Consider the following 18590-nt stretch of genomic DNA (forward strand, 5'->3'; position numbering starts at 1 on the left):
TGCCGATTATCCGAACTTTCGAAGTTAGGGCGTCCTGACCAGGATCAGCGCACCCTAGGCGGTCGCCGGGAAATCGATGCGCATCCGGACGCCGCGCCCGGACGTGCCGTCGAGGATACTCAAACGGGCGCCGTGCACACGTGCCACTTCGTCCACGATCGCCAGGCCCAGGCCGCAGCCGTCCGAGCCGTCGCTGGTGCTCCGCACGCTGCGATAGAAGCGCTCGCGCACCTTCTGGCGCTCTGCGATGGGAATGCCGACGCCGCTATCGTCCACCTCCAGGAAGGGGTGGTTGTCCGCGATGCCGCAACGGATGGTGATGTTGCCGCCGTTGGGCGTGTGGCGAATGGCGTTGTCGATGAGGTTGTTGAGCACCTCGTGCAGTAGCCAGTACACGCCCGTGACATGGACCGGCTGGCTGTCCGCACCAAGGTCGATGCCGTGGGCGATGGCGCGGTCCAGGGAGCTGTCGATGACCTCGCCGATCAGGTGCGTCAGGTCCACGGCGGTGAAGTGGCTCGCACGATGGGCCGAAGGCTCGGCGCGCGCCAGCGTGAGCAGCTGATTGGCGGTATGGGCCAGGCGGTCGACGCCGCCCTGCAGCAGGCTGATCCGTTCCTGCAGGTTGGTGCCTGCGGTCTCGCGGGACAGTACTTCCAACTGGGCCTTCAGGCCGGTCAGCGGCGTGCGCAACTGATGCGCGGCGTTGGCAAGGAAGTGTTGCTGCGACAGCACCGAATCACGCACGCGCCCCAGCAGGGTATTGAGCGACTCGACCAGCGGCAGCACTTCCGCAGGTACCTCGTCGGTCTGTAGCTGGTTAAGCGCGACGGCGGGGCGGCCGGAGATCTGCCGGCTCAGGCGCTGCAGTGGGCGCAGGGCGATGCGGATGCCGATCAACGCGATGATCAGCACCGCGGCCATCTGCAGGGTGTCGTTGATGAGGAAGGCTACGTCCAGCCGGTGCACCGCTCGGTCGCGACGCGCCGGCGTTTCCGCCACGGTCACAACGAGCGGGTCGCCCGTTTCGTTGGTGCGGTAACTGGCAAGGCGGAACGGTTGGTTGCGGAAGGTGACGTTGGCGTAGTTGAAGCCGTCCGCTGATTTGTTGTCCGGGGCGACCGGCAGCTCGGGCGAGCCGGCCACGGTGGTGCCATCGGGCAGGCTGACGCGGTAGAAGAAATGCTCGTCCGGCATCGCCCGCAATGGCAGGGGCGGGCGGGGCGGCAGGTTGACGTCGAGCTGGCCGTCACCACGGGCATGGATGCGCGCGACGATGGCCAGGGCCGCGCGCGACAACGAGTGGTCGAAGGCGCTGTGGATCGGGCTGACGATGACGTGGTGATCGACCGCTACGCCTGCCACCAACAACAGGAACAGCGGCGCGAGCAGATAGCTCAGCAGCCGCCGGTGGACGCTGGTGGGGCGTTTGCGGTCGGCCATCGTCGAAAGGTCAGGCGTCCTCGAGGCGATAACCCAGCCCGCGGATGCCACGTACGGTGGCCGAGCTGCCCAGCTTGCTGCGCAGGCGCGAGACGTGCACTTCGATGGCGTTGCCGGAGATGTCTTCGCTCCAGCCGGTGATGGCCTGGGTCAGTCGTTCCTTGCTCACCACGCGACCGCTGTGGTGTGCCAGACACTCCAGGATCGACCATTCGCGACGGGTGAGTTCGAGCACTTCGCCCTTTTCGTTGAGGGCCCGACGCCCGGCCAAGTCGATGCGCAGGCCGCCAATCACGATCTCGTTGGCGGCAGCGGCGGTGGCGCGGCGAATCAGGGCGCGGCAGCGCGCGGCCAGTTCGGGCAGGGCGAACGGCTTGACCAGATAGTCGTCGGCACCCAGATCCAGCGCATTGATGCGGTCGTCCAGGCCATCACGAGCGGTCACGATCAGCAGGGGCAGCGAGCTGCCACTACGGCGCAGGCGGCGCACCAGCGACAGGCCGTCTTCGCCCGGCAGGCCCAGGTCCACAATGGCCAGGTCGTAATGCGTGTCGGACAAGCGCGACGCCACGGATTCGGCGTCACCGACCGCGTCGACCACGTAACCAGACCCGATCAGGCCACGGGAGATGGCATCGGATACGAGAGAATCATCTTCGACGAGCAGGATGCGCATAAGGCACGTCATGGCAATGGTTTGGTCATGCTAACAGGCACGCCTTTCAGCTCGCCGTCGTCGGAACCGTCTGAAAGCGGGGTTGGCGCAAACAAAAAAGCGCCTGCCGGGGGCAGGCGCTTTCGCGGACCGTCACAGGGGAGGCGGAGGCCTCAGTAACGGGGCACGGTCGGATCGATGTCCCGGGCCCAGGCGTCCATTCCGCCTTCGACATTGAAGACCTTGGTGAAGCCGTGCGCGGCAAAGCGCTCGGCCACACCGCGGCTGGACACGCCGTGGTGGCAGATGAAGGCGATTGGCGTGTCCTTCGGCAGGGCGGCCAGGGTTTCGTAGCCTTCGTCTTCCAGAATACGGGCCTGGGGCAGCGGGGCAGCGGCGGCACGGCCGTGGGCCGGGCGCACGTCGACCAGGGTGATGTCGCCGGCGGCCAGGCGCTCCTTGAGCTGCTGCACGGTCAGTGTGCCGATCTCCTGCGCGCCCGGGAACTTCAGGCTCAGGCCTTCGCCCTGCACGGTGGACACCCAATCGATCACGATGCCCTTGGCGCGCTGGGCGCTGCCCGGGTCGAAATGGACGGCAATGCCGTTGGCCGTTACCACGATGTCGTGGTCGCTGCCCGGCGCGAGCTGGAACCCGGCGCTGTGGTCCGGGCCGATCTCCAGATGCAGGGCCAGGCCCTGGGCGTTGGCGGTGCCCTGACGGATGGCCTCGGCAGCCTTGTCGGTGATGGTGATCTCAGGCGGCGTGCGATCCGGCGCGGCGGCACCGAACAGCTGGTGCAGCTCACCGGAGGCGTACATCTGGCGAATGATGTCGGCGCCACCGACCAATTCGCCGCCCACGTAGAGCTGGGGAATGGTCGGCCAGTCGCCGTAGGCCTTGATGCCCTCGCGGATCTCCGGATCTTCCAGCACGTTGACCGTGTGGTAGTCCGGCAGCAGCTCGTTGAGCGTGTTGGTCGCGGCTGCCGAGAAGCCGCACATCGGCTGCTGGCGGTTACCCTTCATGAACAGCACCACGCGGTGGCTCTGCAGCAGGGATTCAATACGTTCGCGGGTGGCGCTGTCGAGGGACATGGAAGACTCCGGCAAAGAGGGCGGATTGTAACTCTTGGGATATGTCGGCGCTTTGAGGGGGATGCAAGGGGGTGGGCGAGGGGGGGGGGCTCGCCCCAGCGTTTCGATGTAAGCGGCCACATGATTTGCGCAGCAGGGACTCTTGGTTTGCGTAGCCGGAGTCGGAAGTTTAAACGGGCCTCAAGGGGCCATTCAAAGGGCGTTTGAACACCCCTCAAACGCTGTCACTTCGAGGCTTTCTTGTGCCGACCCGGGAAGGCCGCCCCCTGCAGGCTGGCCAGGTGGGTGGCGTCCCTGGGTTCCGGCGGCAGCTCGACCTTTAGGCGCTCGGCCAGGCGCTGGATCGGGGTGCTCCAGGTGTTTCCGTGGAGGCTCAGGTGGTGCAGGACTACGCAGGCGCGCAGCCCGTCGATTGCCCCGTCTGTCTCCACCATCCCGAGTAGGTGCGCCTGGACCAGGGCGATGGCCGTGATCACGCTCGTTACGCCGATCCGGGGCGCGCAGGCGTCCAGCCAGGGCGACGGCGGATCCAGCTCCTCGACCCTCCAATGGGGGTCCGCCATCGACCAGGTATGCGGCCCCGTCTTTCGCCGCTGGTACGACAGGTCGATCAGGCGCATCTGGAGCTTGGCCAGGGAGCAGCAGGCGGCGATCAAAAGGGCACGGGCTTCGTCCATCCTTGGAAGCGTAGGCCGCCCCCGTCTCAGGGCCTTAGAACAACCCGGCTGGCTCGGCCTGGATGTCCCAGGAGAAGATCAGCACCTCACCCACCTCCTTTGCCCTGGAGCCACCGCCCACCGTGTAGGTGTGCTCTGCCCGCTCGATGTGGAACCGACCGAACAGCTCCCGGATCGCTGGATGATCATTGAGGGTCATGATGGCGCGTCCCTTGAGGCTGGCCAGCGTCCGCTCCAGCGCCTGGTACTGGTCCCAACCGAAGTCCACACCGTAGCCCTCGGTCTCCCAGTACGGCGGGTCCATGAAGAACAGCGTATGTGGCCGGTCGTACTTGGCGACGCAGTCTTGCCAGGGCAGATGCTCGATGTAGGCGTTGGCCAGGCGAAGGTGAGCTGCGGAGAGCGTCTCCTCGATGCGCAGGAGGTTCAGCCCTGGTGGCGCCGTCGTCGCGGTTCCATAGGTCTGTCCCTCGACCTTGCCGCCAAAGGCCGACTGCTGCAGGTAATAGAACCGCGCTGCGCGCTGGATATCGGTGAGCGTCTCGGGCCTGGTCACCTTCATCCACTCAAACACCTTGCGGCTCGACAACGCCCACTTGAACTGCCGCACAAACTCTTCCAGGTGATGTTGCACCACGCGGTAGAGATTGATCAGCTCGCCGTTGATGTCATTGAGCACTTCCACGTCGGTGGGCGCTTTCATGAAGAACAGCGCGGCGCCGCCAGCAAAGGGCTCCACGTAACAGGTATGCGTGTTGTCAAAGAACTTAAAGATCCGATCAGCCAGCCGGCGCTTTCCGCCGATCCAGGGAATGATGGGCATTGCCATCTTGCAATCTCCACATTTGAGAACGAGGTTCCGTAGGCTTCCCGCGCCACGCGTGGCTAGGGGCCTCGCTGATCCACGTTGCTTCGTGGAGAGGGCTGATCGGTTGCCGCCGATCGGTGCCCCGAAACTTTCACTAACGGGCCTTGATCAGAGGCTCACGCCGCACTTCTTTCCGATCCACTTTTCCGCACCGACGACGTTCGGTAACGACAGCACGTCGAACACGAGGATGAAGCCATAGATGCTGCCGTCGAAGTAGTTCTGTTGGCCGTTATCAGCGGCGTTGTTGTAGGCGCCCAGCAACAGGCGCAACGATGGGTTGTAGTCGATACCGGTATCGGGCGTGAAACTACCTGTGGTGCCCGCAGCAGCGTTCACACGCGAGACGACATTGCCGTTGCCCGTGCTGCGGTCGGCATAGCCAGAAAGCACAAAGGGTGTCGTTGCGGTTGAAGCAAACGAGCCAGTGGCCACGCCACTGTTGGAGTTGAAGTTGGTCTGCTGGCTTCCTGCATTCGGCTGCTGCCAATAGCGCCCCACTGTGCCGGCGGCCTGAGCGCGTGCGTAGAAGGTGCCACTGGTCGATGCCGAGTTGGGATTGCCACCCAGGATCGACATGAACGACGACGTGCGCGGAGCCAGCGCGGCACCATTACCGGCCGACATGAACTGGCTGGCGGCTGACGACAGCGCCAGGTAGTAGTTGTTGTTGGCATCCTTCTGGAGCTTGGGTGCCTGAGACGACGTCGTCTGGCTGAAATGGTTGTTGTTGCCCGACTTGTCTTTCATGAGCAGCACGCTCTGGCCAGGTGCCGTCACGGGAACGGTGCCCGCTGCATCCTGAAAGAGAGTGGAGAGATCCGATGGATCCCACCAGCCGCCACGCTGCCCGGAGGAAAACATCTGCGCCGGGCTAAAGTTTGACGATGACCGGCGACTCGATAGAAGGCCCGCCAGGAACGTCATGCCAGGTCTCCCACGACGGTCGCGGCGTCGTTCGCATGGAACACCAAGGCGATCACCGATCGCACGACGCGGGTGCTGACAGAAGCCGCTGTATCAAGCGTGACACCGCTAGCCGGCACCAACGTGACTTGGCCCGCGCCCCCCTGCTTAATGTAGATCACGGTCTTTTGCTTTATGCCCTGGGGCACCGTCACGGTGATGGCGCTTGCGTTGGTCGCCACGACCAACGCGCCCTTATCGGTCCCCTGAAGCACATACGCAGTGCCCACTTGGTTGTTCACGGACGTGATCTCGCCCGCGACCGCTTTCGTCGTAGAGGGGAGATCCGCGATCGCTTGCGTCGTTATCTGGGAAGCGGTGCCACCTTGCAGGCCAACAACGGTTTCCGTGCCCGTCAGTGCCCCAGATAGGGGGAGCTGGGAAAATTTGGGGTTCGACATGAGGCGTTACTCCGCTTGATAGGAACCGCTGCCGTCTTCGGTGCTGTAGTTGCCTGTCCCGTCTTCGGTGGCATAGAACACGATGTCGAGCTGCGTGATGGTGAGATTGATGCTGTAGTGCTGGAGGCTCGTGAGGCCATTGCACTGCGACTCCAGCTCAACCCGATAGGCGCCTTCAAACGAAGGCACGTAAGAGACCGAGGTGCCGGGGATGCCATTGATCTGGACAACCAGGTTATTGCTGGCGTCATAGATGCGAGCGTTATAGGTGGTGCCGATATCGGGACCGATGTTGCCGGCCGTCGTATCGATAAGCTGATCATCCTGTAGGAGGCGCGAGCGATGCGCCCAGCTCAGCGCAATGTGACCGGTGATAGCGGGCGTTCCCCACGGCGAAGCGCCGTTCAACTGCACCGCCCCCGGCGGATATGGACGGGAAGCGCGCTGCTGGAGCTGGATCGAAGAGGTGGGTGCGCTGTTGATATCGAGCGTACCTTGCGAGGTCCGCGTGAGCGCCCGAGCATTGACCGTTTCGCCGTTGAAGTACTGCGTTCCATCACTGCCGGTAAATTCGTCGTAGAACCATACCTGCGCACCGGCGGGATGTTGCGCAGGGATCGTGTCCAGGCAACCTCGCGCGATCGTCGCGGTCTCCGCCACGGGATCGAAGGCATCGAGGCGACAGATTTCGTTCTCGATGATGAGCGCGGTGCCGACCTCGACTTCAGAAAGATCGATGCCACCGGACATGGCGATGACGGTCGCCGCCTCCGACGTGTTGGAGACCTGCATGGCCATCGGGCACCAGCTGCCATCGCCGACATTGGCGTAGGCCGCGCCGGCACTCGTCCACAACTGGTAGTTGTAGGCCATCGTGCTCGGTCGCACGGCCAGCAGGCCGACGTAGCCGGCGTTCGCCGGCAGCGATTGCGCCTGGCTGCTACCGAGCACCTGCACCAGTTCGCGATATGGCGCCTCGATCAGCTGCTGATAGGGCGCCGGCAACGGGTTGGGATTGGGTGGCACCCAACCACTGGTCTGCTCGGCCACATAGGCGATATCGGGCATCGAGAACACGTCGACCACACACGTGAGCGTGATCTCGCCTTTGGTCAGCGTGCCGTAGTTCGCATCACCGACGCGAAAGACCAGCGGCGACGGCCCGATGCGAGGATGGGTCAACTGGAACACATCGCCTGGTGCCAAGTCGCGTGCGGTGCGTTTGAACTTTGCCTCAAGCCTTCCCAGCGGCAGGCTTCGCGCACGTAGATCGCGCTGACAGACGCGGGCCGCGAGTCCATACGTCGGGATCCAGCTGTAGTCCGCCGTGTCGAAAATGACGCCATCCTGCGCTTGCACGGAACCCAACGCCTGGATGGATACAAATCGGTCGGTGTTCGTAACCGGGTCATGGTAAGTGACCTGCAACTCGTTCACCGAGTTGGTCGCGGTGCTGGCCTCATAGGACGTGATGTCGATGACATCGTTCGCCGTGAGCTGGAGAAGTTTCGAAGGGTCGTAGCCGCCGCGAACAAGCTTGAGCTCGATCAAGCCCGTCGTGCGGTTCTCTCCGCAGACAGCACCGATATGGTCGCAGACCCGTTGAACGAACGCCTCGGCCGTTGTTTGCTGGGAGTCAAATACCGCACTCAACCCAAAGCCTTCGGATACCAGCTGGTCGGCAGCCGCCTTGAAGCTGGCCAGGTCAATGAATGAGCCATCCACGCCCGCGCCCCAAAGACTATTGGTGCATGCCTCATAGACTATGTGTGCCGGGTTCATGGCCTTGATATCGCCTTCCAGCGGGATCACGGCAGCTTGCGGATACCAGACGGGGCCATCCCAGCCCGACAACGCACGACGTCCACGGAACGACCAAAGGCGCGGCGAACGCGTATTGGCGCCCGTCTGACCGCCGCGATAAACGCCAGTGGCGCGCAGACGATAGGCGGGTTGGTCGGGGCCAAGCTTCGAGACCAGGTAGTCATTGGCTACCTGCGTTGCTTCGCCCATCTGCAGATCGAAGCCACCGACGATACCGCCTTCGTACTTGTCACCACCGAGCAGGTTGGGCGCATTGATGTTGATGCGCCCGCTGGTGGTTTGGCTACCCGTCCATGCGACCTTCTTGTCGACAAAGATGGTGACCAGCTCATCGAGCGACAGGCACAGGCCAAAGAGCCAATCCAGGTAGTACCGATAGCCGACAACTTGTTTCTTTGAGCTTCCCATCAGCCAGTGACCTCCGCCCGCGCGATGGCGACCATGCGCCGCGCAAAGGCATCATCGAGCTGCTCGAACACGTCGATCGGCAGGCCCTGCTCCACGAACTGGTGCAGATCGATGCCATGATGTTGGCACCAGGCGCGAACGCCGGGCGCACACAGCGCCTTCTGCCCACTGAGACTGGCTGCGCGTGCGTGACGCATGGTGACAAGGATAGCCATCACTTCTTGCTGCCTTTCTGCTTGATTTCGGTATTACGTGGGTTGCCGTAATAGAGGGTCACCGGATCGATGTTCACGTCACCGAAGATGACGATGATGGGCTGGCCGTCTTTGACGGGAGTGATCGACAGGTTGGAGTCGGCGCGTGGGGGCTTCGGTCGCGGCGTCATCGCGTACTGGATGAGCGCCGCAACGACCATGAAGGCGAGCTGGATCCACATTAGAAAATGATGCTCCCATCGGTCGGGCTTTGATCAGGGATGTTGGGTGCACCGCCGTAGTTCGGCAGGTTGTTGTAGTACTTGCAGTCCGCGATCGTCTTGTTGCATCCGGGATAGGCATTGAGCACGAGCCCAGCGGCGAAATCGACGGAGCCCGCATCAATGCTGATCGACGTGCCGACATGGCTCTCGATGGTGCGGTGGTCGATCACGCCATCGGCGTTCGTCCAGCTGACATAGCCACCCGCGAAGCGCCCATCAGGGAGCGCCGCGAATGCCGGCGACTGCAGTGTGACGCCGCTAGCGGCGCTCAACGTGGCAACGACCTTGTGCGCTTCTGGATCAACGCCGCAACCATCGCGGTAGAGGGCATACGGGCACTGACGACACCAACGCAATCGCAAGCCAAGGCGGCGAAAGTTGGCGTAGATGGGATCGCATGAAAGCTTGACGCCGCTGCTCGCCCACTTGACCTGCGTCACACGACCCGCCCATTCCACGACGGCGTCGGTATCACCCTCGTGCTGCGACCACACCCGAAGATTGACCGGGTCTTTGGGCGGGGCGAAGCGGAACAGTTCGGCGACCGCGAAACCCTGCGGAGCTGTGATGGTCCGCGTCTGCTGGCGGATCTCTTGCGACGCCTGGATGGCATCCATATCGATCGCGGTTGGCACATAGATCTGGTTCTGCCAGGTCATGGGGCGATCCGCAGTCGTATGGCACCAGTGTTTGGACTGGCGCCAGAAATCGAACAGCATCAGCGGCGCGCCACCGAGGTCGGCGCTTTCGCGGGCTTCAAACGTCACGGGGATCAGCCCTCCAGGTGAGATCCACGAACGCATAGCCGTCGATGGTCTGCGTGTGCGTGATCTTGATGTTGTCGCTGTCGAGCCGTGACAGCGTGAGGAACGAGATCGCGCGAACGTTGGCCGGCGCGAAGCCGATGTCCATCGCCACGTCGAGCGATAGACGCTCAGTCGATGCGTCGAGCTCGGTCCAACCGATCAACCGGCGGTAGCGGATGGTGCCATCGTTGAGTTCGATGCGGATATCACGACGGCCGATCTGGCCACGAAGGAAGCGGGTATAGCCACTCCACTCCACATCGATCGTTTGCGCACCGTTCTGGACCTGGTCGACCAGCACCAGGTCATCATTCCAGCTCGGCACCCAGATGCTACTGGCGCGACCGGCCAGCGCGTAGAGCAGCGATCGCATGGCGGCGCGATCGAATGCACCGCCATCAAGGATGAAGCGGTGCGTATGGCTGGGAAGACCGACGCCAGCGGTGTCGTCGACATCCGCGACGCCGGTGCCCGGGTCGGTCACCACGATCATCCGGTTAAATATGGTGGTCGGCTCCTCGACCGTATTCGGGCGCCGCTCCATCACCGGAAAGCTCCGATACGCCGATGCGCCTGCGTTCGGCGCCCAGTCGCACGGTTCCACCGTAATGAACGACGGGCTGACCGTGCTGTAGTTGCTCGTGTGGCGCTTGAGCGTGGGAAACGACGCCAGGCGCACGGTTCGCACCGGATAGATCCGCGCGGATCCACGCGGCCATGCGTTGGCCGTGGGGTGCGTCAGTGCGAGGCCGGCGGCCGTCACGCTGTCGATCTCCAGAATCTCGTAGGTCACGGCGTCGGCGATGATCATCGCGAGGCCGCCGGCGACGTAGTCACGGTTGGTGGTGTCGCTGGCGATCGAGAGCGAGCCCTGCAAGACGTCGCTGTTCAACGGCGAGCCATCGGGCCAGATCGGGAGCGCCCACACACGACTGGACCAATCAAACAGCGCCGCTTCCATGTAACGGCGCTGTTGCGCAGTGAGCATGGCGTCGAAGTCAAACGTGCGACGGGGAGCGATGCGCAGTTGCCGGCGTTGTTCCACACCAGAGAGCGGCGTCAGGATGTCCGTGAGCCAGCCGATGGTCTCGGTGACGCCGTCGCCGCCCCAATCGGGCACCTGCGTCCAGCCGGTGATGCGGTTGCCCGTGATCTCCGCGGACTGCGGAGGCAGTCCCTGGAACGTCCAGGTGATCAAGGCATCCACCACCGGAGGGCCATCGCTGCCGACACTGACCGTCCATGTCAGCTCCTGGCCCGGTCCAAACTCCGCCGGTGGCACCACCGGCGGCACGATCGCGACACCGTCAGCGCCTTGCGTCGTCACGGTAGCGAGCGTCTGCGGACGATCAAGCCACGCGTTCCACACCGCGATCGATCGCGTCTGCAGACTGACGACGTTGCCCAGGGCGAGCAGTGCGGGCGTGATATGGATACGGTTGTACCAGTCGCCAAAGAAGCTGGGCGATTGCTCGCCCTGGCGGGCGATGCTCGACACGTCCACCACGCCATGCGCCGTGTAGTGACCCGTGCTCGTGGCCGCGCTCAGCTGGGCACCAAAGGGCTGCACCACCGCGTCGCGCGTATCCAGCGCATTGGTGAGACCTGCGCTGGCGGCGAACAGGCAGGAGGCGGCGAGGATCGCGTTCGTCATGGGATCTTCTTGAACGCGAAGGCGTAGTTGCCCGACGAGATCACCGGGCTATTAATCGTTCCGCTGGTCGGTCCCTTGCTGCATGCAGGAAGCACACGCCACGTATCGGCGCCGATGACGATCTCGTCGCCGGCATTGATATAGGACATGTTGACGAGGCGAACGTCTGGCACGTCGCCGACATAGGAGTACGTGCCGCCAGACGCGCGCTCCAGAAAGATGGGAAGCGTGAAGAACGGCGCAAGGGCGTTGAACTGGTTGGGCGTGCGGCTCCAGCCGCGATGCTGTGTTCCAGCGCGCTGCACCGGCATGAGGGCGCGTGTCGGGCTCGGCCGACCCGGTCCAAACCAGTAGAACGTTCCGTCTACCGTCGCCCCCACGAAGCCCGACGTCGATGCTTGGCTCCACGGAACGTAGTTGCCGCCGATATCGGGAACGCTTCCCCACGTGCCCGAGAAATCCCACTGTGTCGTCTGAAAGTACGTGCACGGCGCGGCACCACCGACCGTGTTGAGCTGGCCAGCATGGATATGCAGAAACACACCGGCCACCCTCTCGACAACGACGTGCAGATAGGTGTTGTTCGGATCAGTGAAGAACTGATAGCTGGCATAGGGGCCGACGCCCGGGTTCGCGGTACCGACCGGCGAGACATTCGGCTGGGATCCCACGGGCTGGCCAGCTGTGTAACCCGTAGCGCCTTGAATGTTGATGTTGCCCGCATTGGCGCGCCACCAGAGGAAGCACGAGCCCTTGTGCATGGCGAGCGTCCAGTCGTCACCGCTGGTGTTGTTGGAAAGGTCGATCGCCCAGCCCGCATTGCCCGCAAACGTGGCAAGGGCCTGCAAGAGCAGCGAGGGACTGTTGGCGGTTCCAGGCTGATACATAGCGTCACTTCATCCTGACGGCGGCGTAGCTGCTCTGGCTGCTACGGAAGATGTTGGGAAACTGCTGCCACGTATCGCCATTGATGGCGTAGGTGTCTTCAGCACTGCTGCCCGCGCCAGTCACAAAACCCAGGCCATCGAACTCACCCCATACGTTGCCGGTGGTTTGCGAGCTGCACTCCATGCGCGCGGGGAACACCGAGTACGTACCATCGAGGTTCGGTGCCATCCAGTTCATCTGGTTGCTTTGGTCGTATTGCCACGGCCAGACATTGTTGGTGGAGTCCTGCGATGGATTGGCGGTCGCGGGCACCCAGTTGCGCACCGTTTGCCACGTCGCGTCGGTGGTGAAGAAGAACGCGCCACAGCCATCCCAGAAGGCCATGTGCGTCCAGTCAGCCTGCGAATAGCGCTGGCTCGCATTGACACCTGATGCGCCAATAAAGAGCGGCATGCGGTGCTGGCCAGGCGTGCCATAGCGATTGGGAAACCCGAGGTACATCCACTCGTATACCGTGCCGACCTTGGCGATCAGGATGACGCGCTGACCGTTGGCGATGAACCAGTAGGGGATCGGCTTGCCCGGCTGATTCCACAGATAGGTGAAGGCGCCCGGCGAACTGTTGGGCTGGTTCTCGAACGTATTGCTGGACACGTAGCCCAGCGCGCCGCGCGCTTCCCAGTTCCAGTAGTCCGAAGCCACGTTGTGGAACGCGCGCAGGTTGATGAAGATCTGATCGGTGTTCGCCAGCCCTGGTGCCTTCAGGTAGTAGGTCTGGTCGATGGTGTTTCCATTGACGAGCAGGGGTGCGTTGCTCTGCGCGACGATGGTCCAGGCTTGGCTGGCATTGACCAAGTCGGTCGACGTGGTGAGGAAGGTGACCAGCTTGCTGAGCAGGTCCAGATAGTCGTTGGCATTGCCCGATGAAACGGCCATGTCAGCCTCCAATGGAGCGCTTCACGCGCGTCGGGTTGTTGTCGATGGTGTTCAAGATGTGCTCCTGGCCGTCGCTGCTGTCGAGGTAGTCCTTTACCAGCGAGTGGTGAGGCACGTTGATGAGGGAGAGGTTGATCGGGGGCTGCCCGCTACGCATGCCGGCGTCGCGGCTCGGGAACAGCGGCGACTGACTGGCGCGTGCGGCCAGTGGCGCGACGTAGCCACCATCGGAGAAGCCGGGGAAATGACCGGACAGGCCTGCCACGCCGTGGGTGTTGAGGTCATCGAGCATCGAGCGCACGCCCGGCTGTGCGACAACCGCCGCGCGCGTGACGTGCTCTCCACCATGCACGACGCCTGCGACCTCGGTATGTCCGATGTCTCCGGTATAGCCGCCTTCGGAATAGCCACCAGAGTCGGCGGCGAAGTTGAACCAGTACGAGCCATCATTCGCGGCGCTGCTCGCACCGCCTGATCCAGAGCTGCCGAACAAGCTGGTGAGCATGTTGATCCAACTGCTGCCACCGCTGCTCGATGCCGAGCTGCCGGTGGCGGCCGCCGCGATCGAGCCGGCCGCGACCGTGCCGGCGTCGACAATGGCAGTGGAGATCGTGGTGCCAGCAGTGCCGATCGACGTCGCAGCCGTCGCGCCAGCACTGCTGATCGCCGTTGCTGTGGTTGCCGAGGCGGAAGTGCCGGCCGACGCGCCGATGGTCTGGCCACTGCCACCCAGGAGCTGGGATAGCCACGACGTGGCACCGCTGAGCTGATTGGTCAGCATTTCCGACAGCTGCTGCGAGGCGATGCGCTGCAGACCGCGTGCCAGGTCGAGGAACAGCGTGTTCAGCAGCTCGCGTGCATTGGTGATGCGCGTTCCAAGGCCGTTGAACACGTCATCAAACGAGCTTTGAAAGTCGTTGCGAACGCTGGTGGTGATCTGGTCCGTTTCCAGACCGAGCCGCTCCATCTCGCTCCGCAGCTGTTGAACTTGCTCAATGACCTTCGGATCGGCGGTAGCGTCGGCCAAAGCCTGAAGCTTAGGCAGCTCTGCAGAAATGGCCTCATAGGTCTGCTTGTGCAGGTCGAAGAGCTGCTGCTGCGCCTCGACCTGGTTCAGCTGGCCAGCCTGCAGTCGCGCCTGGATATCTTGCTCCTGGCGCTGCTGGTCAGACTGCACGGTCGAGATGTCGCTGCGGAGAGCACTCAGCTGTGCCTTAGCGGTCTCGACATCGATGATGACCTTGATTTTCGCCGCCGAGGCAGTGTCGCCGTTGAGGTTCGCCGAGCGCAGCGCCTTGGAGTACTGGTCCTGAATACGAAGCGCTGCGGCTTCACCATCCTGGCCCGTGGCACGCAGGTAGGCTTCTTGTAGCCGGCTGGCGTCTTCGATTTTCTTCTCGGCCGCTTGGTGCTCCTGGTCATCGAGCACGGCGCGCTTGGCCGCCGCGTCAGCGCGGGCCTTGGTGATCTGGGCGTCGATGCCCTGGACCTGCTGATCGATGCGAATCCGTTCGGCGGCGTTGTTGCCGTGACCGGCGATCGCCGCCTTCTCGCTTTCGAGCTCGGCGATCTGCTTGGACTCCAGATCGTCGATGTTCTTTTTCTTCTGAGCCCAGTAGTCGTTGTCCGATACCGTGCCGGCCTTGCGGGCGGCATCGAGCGTGTGCTCGGCGTTGGTGAACGCATCGGTGTAGAGCTGCAGTTGTTGGCGCGCCTGAGCTGTATCCGCTGAAAGGCCGGCGCGATCGGCGGCTCCGGCCGAGCGATCGGTGAACTTCTTCTCGACGTCCGCGCGCTGTGCGTCATACGCACCGCCAGAGAACTGCACCTTGCCCTGAGCATCGACGACGTTGGTGACGTCCTTCAAACGCGGGTTATTGGCCGCGTTGGGGTCGTTCCACATGGCGAGGAACTGCTGATCGAGTTCGTCGAGTGCGTGCTTGCGCGCGGTGGGTTTGTCGTATTGCTCCTGGCGCTTGTCGAAGCCGGCGTTGGCCTTCAGCGCAGCGTCGTTCAGACGACTGTTCTGCGCCGCCTGGTCCGCGTCGCTCTGCGCCTTGGTGACGCGGGCCTGCAGCTCCTGCAGGCGAGCCTCATCGGCTGCGCTGAAGGTTTCCTTGGCACCTGGGATGTGGTCAACCAGGCCAGCGCCGAGGACCGTATTGAGCGTGCGACCGAAGGTGCTGTAGTTCCCCTCCTGGGCGAAGGCTTTACGACCCTGCAGGGCATATAGCTCGTTCTGATCGCTAGCCGTGCCCAGAGCGACCGACGTGCCTTGCTTCATCTTCTCCCAGGCACTCGATACCTCACCGCCCAGATCGCGCCACACCTTCGTGAGGCCGGTCACATGCTCTTTGACGTCGTCGATGCGGGTAATGGCGGCCTCGTGGAAAGCACGTGCCTCCACGTCCTGTGCTCCCTGCACATCGCCGGCTTCCTCCAGCGCCTTGATCTGGTCGTAGACCGCCGTCGTCAGGTAGTGGAACTGCTCATTCGCTTTCATGGCACCAGTGGTGGTGCCGTCGAAGAAGCGAAGCGCTTCCTGTGATGCCTTCTCGGCGTTGGCGCCAGTCAGCTCGCCGATATCGGCAGCGGCTTGGGCAACGGACGCGAGCGACTGCTGCCCAACCTTACCGGATTGCGCAAGTTGATCGATGATCTCGCGCGACGTGGAAAGCTTGGTATTAGCCGAGGTGATACCCGATGCCATCTGTTCGAACGAACCTGCCGTCAGGCCGACACTGTTGCCGGTAACGTCGATGGCTTCATGCAGCTTGGCTTCGTCATTGGCGGCAGACAACGCGGCGGCCGCGAACGTACCGAGCACGGCAGCCGCGCTGGCGATCGAAATGCCGGTCGTGGTGAAAACACTACCGAGCAGGCCCGTCGCGTTGGCCAGCGTGAACGACGTCTGTTCGAAGCGACCCCAGTTGCCATTGGCAGCATCGGCGCCGAGGCGGCCGAGTTCCCGGCGAGCAAAGGCATTGTTCAGGCCGCCACCGCCGTGGCCACCACCGCCGTTGCCGCCTCCATTCCCGCCGCCGTTTCCGCCATTGCCACCGCCGCCGGGTCCATTCCTACGGCGCTGCTGTGCGAGCTTGTCCTCGATCTGATTCAGGCGCTCCAATGCCGCCGTTTGCTCGGCGGTGCTGAGGGTGCCCTGGCGCATCATGTTGTCGAGCTGCGCCTCGATCGCCGCGAGCTCTTCCGTGCTCTTGGCTCCGCGCTTGAGCGAAGCCTCCAGGGCAGCTCGCTCCTGGACATTGCGCGCCACCGTCGCACCCGTGCGCTGCACGGACGCCAAGGAACGCTGATACGCCGCGACCTCAGCGTCCGTGGCACGCGTAGTGGCAGCAGAAGCCGCCACGGCTGCTGTCGCGGCGTTGGCCTGTTCGGTCTGCGCAGCGGCGGCTTCCAGGGAAGCCTTGACCATCGCCGAGATGCGGGTGGACGCGGCGTCAGCCGCTTCCCCCTGTGCTGCCAACACGGTGGTGGTGGTTTCTGCGGATTCGGCCAGGCTGACCTGGGCGGCCTGGGCCTGTGCCGAGGAGGTGGCGATGGACGCCAAGCCATCGGCCGTGGTGGCCAACCTGGTCAGGGCATCCGCCGCCCGCGTGGCGGCCTGGGCGATCTGGTCGTTCGCCACACCGACTTGCCCGAGATTGGTCACCCCCGCCTTGGTATCGGCGGTGACTTTGAGGGCTAGATTGAGTTCGGCGCCAGGCGACGACACGCGGGCTTCTCCTTCATTTGCGCAACTGATGCAGCCAGGCCGACACTTCCGCGCCTCCGCCCATGCCGGCGTTTATCTCTTCTGTCCTATCTGCGCGGGCGCGGCGCTCACGTCGGAGCGCCGCCCCGTAGAACAGGTTCAACTGGCGGCGTGTGTAGCGTCCGAGCTGCTCGGGGCCGCCGTGCCCGTGGGCGATGAGGGTTGCGTAGATGTCGGCCCATCGGTCGCCTTGACCCGGTCGAGGCGCAAACGCCGCGTTGCGCTCTCCACGAAAAAATCGCGGTTGACCGCCCACCAGGTCAGCACGATGTTTTCGGTGTCCAGGGCGCCCAGCTTGCGAACCCACGCTTCGTCGACGTGCGCAGCGCGGGCGACCAGTGTCGCCACCACATCAGCGTGTGGCGCCAGGACGTCGAGCACCTCATCGGCGTCCAGGGTCTCCTTCATCTTGAAGGCCTGATACAGCGCCTGGACGATGAGGTTGGTCAGCGGGCGGAGTTCCAGGCTTTCCTCGAACTCGTACTCAGCCACCACCACCGTCTGGCCCGCGATCGGCACCTGGCGCTTGGAATGGATGACCGAAATATCGTCGCGGCCGTCATCCGGCCGCGACTCGTCAGGGTGCATCTTGCGGGCCATCAGGTGCTCACCCGCTCGATGCGACCGAAGCCACCCAGCGTCGGGTCGGCGGCGTTGAGCGGGTCATACAGCACCGAACCACTGCACGGCAGGCTGCCATAGCCGTCGTTGATGACATCGAGCTGGCTGATCGGGTCGATGCGCAGGCGATACAGGCGGATCAGTACGGCGTCGCCCGTCTCCGTGTCCACGCCATCGAGCACGAAATAACGCTCCGGAGCCGGCTGGGTGAACATCGCCACGTTGGTGGCACCGGCATAGGTGTACGCGGCCTTGAACGGCTGCGTGAACGTGCCGACGTTGTTCATGATCACGATGCCATTGTTGTTGGCGGCCACCGGCGACTGCGGGATCTGGTAGTTGGCCGGAGGAACAGTCTGCGGCGTCGCGGAGCTGTCGGTGATGGCCAGCGCCGAGATGCCGTTCTGTGCCAGCTTGATGTTGTCGCCAGCAACCACCTGCGGGAGTACTTCGCCGGTCACCGTGCCGCCCGCCACGACAAGCGGCGTGGCATACATGCCCACAGCCAGCGCGCCGGGCGACCACTGCTTGAACGTCATCGACAGATCGCACTTGGTCTGCTTGATCATGCGACCGATCTGCTGGCGCAGGCCGGTGTAGCTGTCGAATGCGTCATCCGTCGACGTGCTCAGCTTGATCTGGCACGGCGTGACGTCGCCCACCCACTGCAGGGATGCCGGACCACCGTTGGCCTGGCGAGTGCCCAGGAGCACGCGCCCCTGGAACGAGAACAAACGGGGATTGGTGTTGGTGCTCATTTCGCGCTCGTGTCCTGCGTGGCAACCGCGCTACCGGTCGTGGGGGTCGCCGCCGGAGCGGCCGCCAGTGCGCTGGCGATCTGCTGCACCTCGCCCTGTGCAGCCTCGGCCTTCGCATCGGCCTTATCGATCGCAGCAGCGATCTCGTCGGCGTGCGGAGCCGGGTTGTCCTTCGTGGCGAGCTTCTTGGCCTCGGCCTTGATCGCGTCGAAGGCTTCCTCGATCAGATCCTCGCCTTTGAGCCAGATGGCATCGATCAGCGGCACGTCGATCTGCGCGCCGGCTTTGTAATCGGTGCCGTTGTGCGTGTGGTCGAACTTCAACGTGATCTTCATGGG

At 63.6% G+C, this 18590-nt stretch carries 18 protein-coding genes; all 18 read right to left on the reverse strand.

The features are described 5' to 3' along the window. Positions 1-54: 54 nt before the first annotated feature. The 18 genes from DYST_RS17140 to DYST_RS17225 all read right to left on the reverse strand — a co-directional run bounded on the left by DYST_RS17140 (position 55) and on the right by DYST_RS17225 (position 18587). A complete protein-coding gene (locus DYST_RS17140; protein WP_239946916.1) occupies positions 55-1443 on the reverse strand; it encodes a sensor histidine kinase in 1389 nt (462 codons plus the stop codon). A gap of 10 nt (positions 1444-1453) precedes the next feature. Continuing rightward, on the reverse strand, positions 1454-2119 hold the full coding sequence (locus tag DYST_RS17145; RefSeq protein WP_102303235.1) for a response regulator: 666 nt from the start codon (positions 2117-2119) through the stop codon (positions 1454-1456). A gap of 152 nt (positions 2120-2271) precedes the next feature. After that, positions 2272-3195, reverse strand: coding sequence for a Grx4 family monothiol glutaredoxin (gene grxD, locus DYST_RS17150; RefSeq protein ID WP_239946917.1), 924 nt, complete (start codon positions 3193-3195; stop codon positions 2272-2274). A gap of 224 nt (positions 3196-3419) precedes the next feature. After that, positions 3420-3872 (reverse strand): hypothetical protein, encoded by a 453-nt coding sequence (locus DYST_RS17155; RefSeq protein ID WP_239946918.1) that lies wholly within the window; start codon positions 3870-3872, stop codon positions 3420-3422. A gap of 34 nt (positions 3873-3906) precedes the next feature. After that, the gene (locus DYST_RS17160; RefSeq protein ID WP_239946920.1) at positions 3907-4701 is read right to left on the reverse strand and encodes a DNA adenine methylase; all 795 of its coding nucleotides are present in this window, start codon (positions 4699-4701) and stop codon (positions 3907-3909) included. Positions 4702-4848: 147 nt separating this feature from the next. After that, complete coding sequence (locus tag DYST_RS17165) at positions 4849-5667, reverse strand: hypothetical protein (protein ID WP_239946921.1); 819 nt, start codon at positions 5665-5667, stop codon at positions 4849-4851. Next, complete coding sequence (locus DYST_RS17170; protein ID WP_239946930.1) at positions 5664-6107, reverse strand: hypothetical protein; 444 nt, start codon at positions 6105-6107, stop codon at positions 5664-5666. The genes DYST_RS17165 and DYST_RS17170 overlap by 4 nt, the downstream gene beginning before the upstream one ends. A gap of 6 nt (positions 6108-6113) precedes the next feature. Next, the gene (locus tag DYST_RS17175; protein WP_239946931.1) at positions 6114-8339 is read right to left on the reverse strand and encodes a phage tail protein; all 2226 of its coding nucleotides are present in this window, start codon (positions 8337-8339) and stop codon (positions 6114-6116) included. Further along, positions 8339-8554, reverse strand: a complete 216-nt coding sequence (locus DYST_RS17180; RefSeq protein ID WP_239946932.1) for a hypothetical protein — start codon at positions 8552-8554, stop codon at positions 8339-8341. Before DYST_RS17180 ends, DYST_RS17175 begins: the two co-directional genes overlap by 1 nt. After that, complete coding sequence (locus DYST_RS17185) at positions 8554-8775, reverse strand: hypothetical protein (RefSeq protein ID WP_239946933.1); 222 nt, start codon at positions 8773-8775, stop codon at positions 8554-8556. The genes DYST_RS17180 and DYST_RS17185 overlap by 1 nt, the downstream gene beginning before the upstream one ends. Further along, complete coding sequence (locus DYST_RS17190; RefSeq protein ID WP_239946937.1) at positions 8775-9584, reverse strand: phage BR0599 family protein; 810 nt, start codon at positions 9582-9584, stop codon at positions 8775-8777. The genes DYST_RS17185 and DYST_RS17190 overlap by 1 nt, the downstream gene beginning before the upstream one ends. After that, entirely contained in the window at positions 9574-11277 is a 1704-nt protein-coding gene (locus DYST_RS17195; RefSeq protein ID WP_239946939.1) for a hypothetical protein, read from the reverse strand. Before DYST_RS17195 ends, DYST_RS17190 begins: the two co-directional genes overlap by 11 nt. Continuing rightward, complete coding sequence (locus tag DYST_RS17200) at positions 11274-12164, reverse strand: hypothetical protein (protein WP_239946941.1); 891 nt, start codon at positions 12162-12164, stop codon at positions 11274-11276. Before DYST_RS17200 ends, DYST_RS17195 begins: the two co-directional genes overlap by 4 nt. Positions 12165-12168: 4 nt before the next feature. Then, positions 12169-13101, reverse strand: a complete 933-nt coding sequence (locus DYST_RS17205) for a hypothetical protein (RefSeq protein WP_239946943.1) — start codon at positions 13099-13101, stop codon at positions 12169-12171. 1 nt (position 13102) lies between these two features. Further along, complete coding sequence (locus DYST_RS17210; protein WP_239946945.1) at positions 13103-16834, reverse strand: phage tail length tape measure family protein; 3732 nt, start codon at positions 16832-16834, stop codon at positions 13103-13105. Positions 16835-16972: 138 nt separating this feature from the next. Further along, complete coding sequence (locus tag DYST_RS17215) at positions 16973-17473, reverse strand: DUF6631 family protein (RefSeq protein WP_239946946.1); 501 nt, start codon at positions 17471-17473, stop codon at positions 16973-16975. Then, a complete protein-coding gene (locus DYST_RS17220) occupies positions 17473-18252 on the reverse strand; it encodes a hypothetical protein (protein ID WP_239946948.1) in 780 nt (259 codons plus the stop codon). The genes DYST_RS17215 and DYST_RS17220 overlap by 1 nt, the downstream gene beginning before the upstream one ends. Then, positions 18249-18587 carry a DUF7210 family protein gene (locus DYST_RS17225; RefSeq protein WP_239946949.1) on the reverse strand — a complete coding sequence of 113 codons (339 nt, stop codon included), beginning with the start codon at positions 18585-18587 and terminating at the stop codon, positions 18249-18251. Before DYST_RS17225 ends, DYST_RS17220 begins: the two co-directional genes overlap by 4 nt. Between the last annotated feature and the right edge of the window lie 3 nt (positions 18588-18590).

Source organism: Dyella terrae (assembly GCF_022394535.1).
Taxonomy (GTDB): domain Bacteria; phylum Pseudomonadota; class Gammaproteobacteria; order Xanthomonadales; family Rhodanobacteraceae; genus Dyella.

Excerpts from the sequence above, each read along its gene's own strand:
- grxD (WP_239946917.1), bottom strand. The coding sequence starts at position 3,195 with ATGTCCCTCGACAGCGCCACCCGCGAACGTATTGAATCCCTGCTGCAG.
- DYST_RS17185 (WP_239946933.1), bottom strand. The coding sequence starts at position 8,775 with ATGTGGATCCAGCTCGCCTTCATGGTCGTTGCGGCGCTCATCCAGTAC.
- DYST_RS17160 (WP_239946920.1), bottom strand. The coding sequence starts at position 4,701 with ATGGCAATGCCCATCATTCCCTGGATCGGCGGAAAGCGCCGGCTGGCT.
- DYST_RS17145 (WP_102303235.1), bottom strand. The coding sequence starts at position 2,119 with ATGCGCATCCTGCTCGTCGAAGATGATTCTCTCGTATCCGATGCCATC.
- DYST_RS17220 (WP_239946948.1), bottom strand. The coding sequence starts at position 18,252 with ATGAGCACCAACACCAATCCCCGTTTGTTCTCGTTCCAGGGGCGCGTG.
- DYST_RS17165 (WP_239946921.1), bottom strand. The coding sequence starts at position 5,667 with ATGACGTTCCTGGCGGGCCTTCTATCGAGTCGCCGGTCATCGTCAAAC.
- DYST_RS17195 (WP_239946939.1), bottom strand. The coding sequence starts at position 11,277 with ATGACGAACGCGATCCTCGCCGCCTCCTGCCTGTTCGCCGCCAGCGCA.
- DYST_RS17200 (WP_239946941.1), bottom strand. The coding sequence starts at position 12,164 with ATGTATCAGCCTGGAACCGCCAACAGTCCCTCGCTGCTCTTGCAGGCC.
- DYST_RS17180 (WP_239946932.1), bottom strand. The coding sequence starts at position 8,554 with ATGGCTATCCTTGTCACCATGCGTCACGCACGCGCAGCCAGTCTCAGT.
- DYST_RS17225 (WP_239946949.1), bottom strand. The coding sequence starts at position 18,587 with ATGAAGATCACGTTGAAGTTCGACCACACGCACAACGGCACCGATTAC.
- DYST_RS17140 (WP_239946916.1), bottom strand. The coding sequence starts at position 1,443 with ATGGCCGACCGCAAACGCCCCACCAGCGTCCACCGGCGGCTGCTGAGC.
- DYST_RS17215 (WP_239946946.1), bottom strand. The coding sequence starts at position 17,473 with ATGGCCCGCAAGATGCACCCTGACGAGTCGCGGCCGGATGACGGCCGC.
- DYST_RS17205 (WP_239946943.1), bottom strand. The coding sequence starts at position 13,101 with ATGGCCGTTTCATCGGGCAATGCCAACGACTATCTGGACCTGCTCAGC.
- DYST_RS17155 (WP_239946918.1), bottom strand. The coding sequence starts at position 3,872 with ATGGACGAAGCCCGTGCCCTTTTGATCGCCGCCTGCTGCTCCCTGGCC.
- DYST_RS17175 (WP_239946931.1), bottom strand. The coding sequence starts at position 8,339 with ATGGGAAGCTCAAAGAAACAAGTTGTCGGCTATCGGTACTACCTGGAT.
- DYST_RS17170 (WP_239946930.1), bottom strand. The coding sequence starts at position 6,107 with ATGTCGAACCCCAAATTTTCCCAGCTCCCCCTATCTGGGGCACTGACG.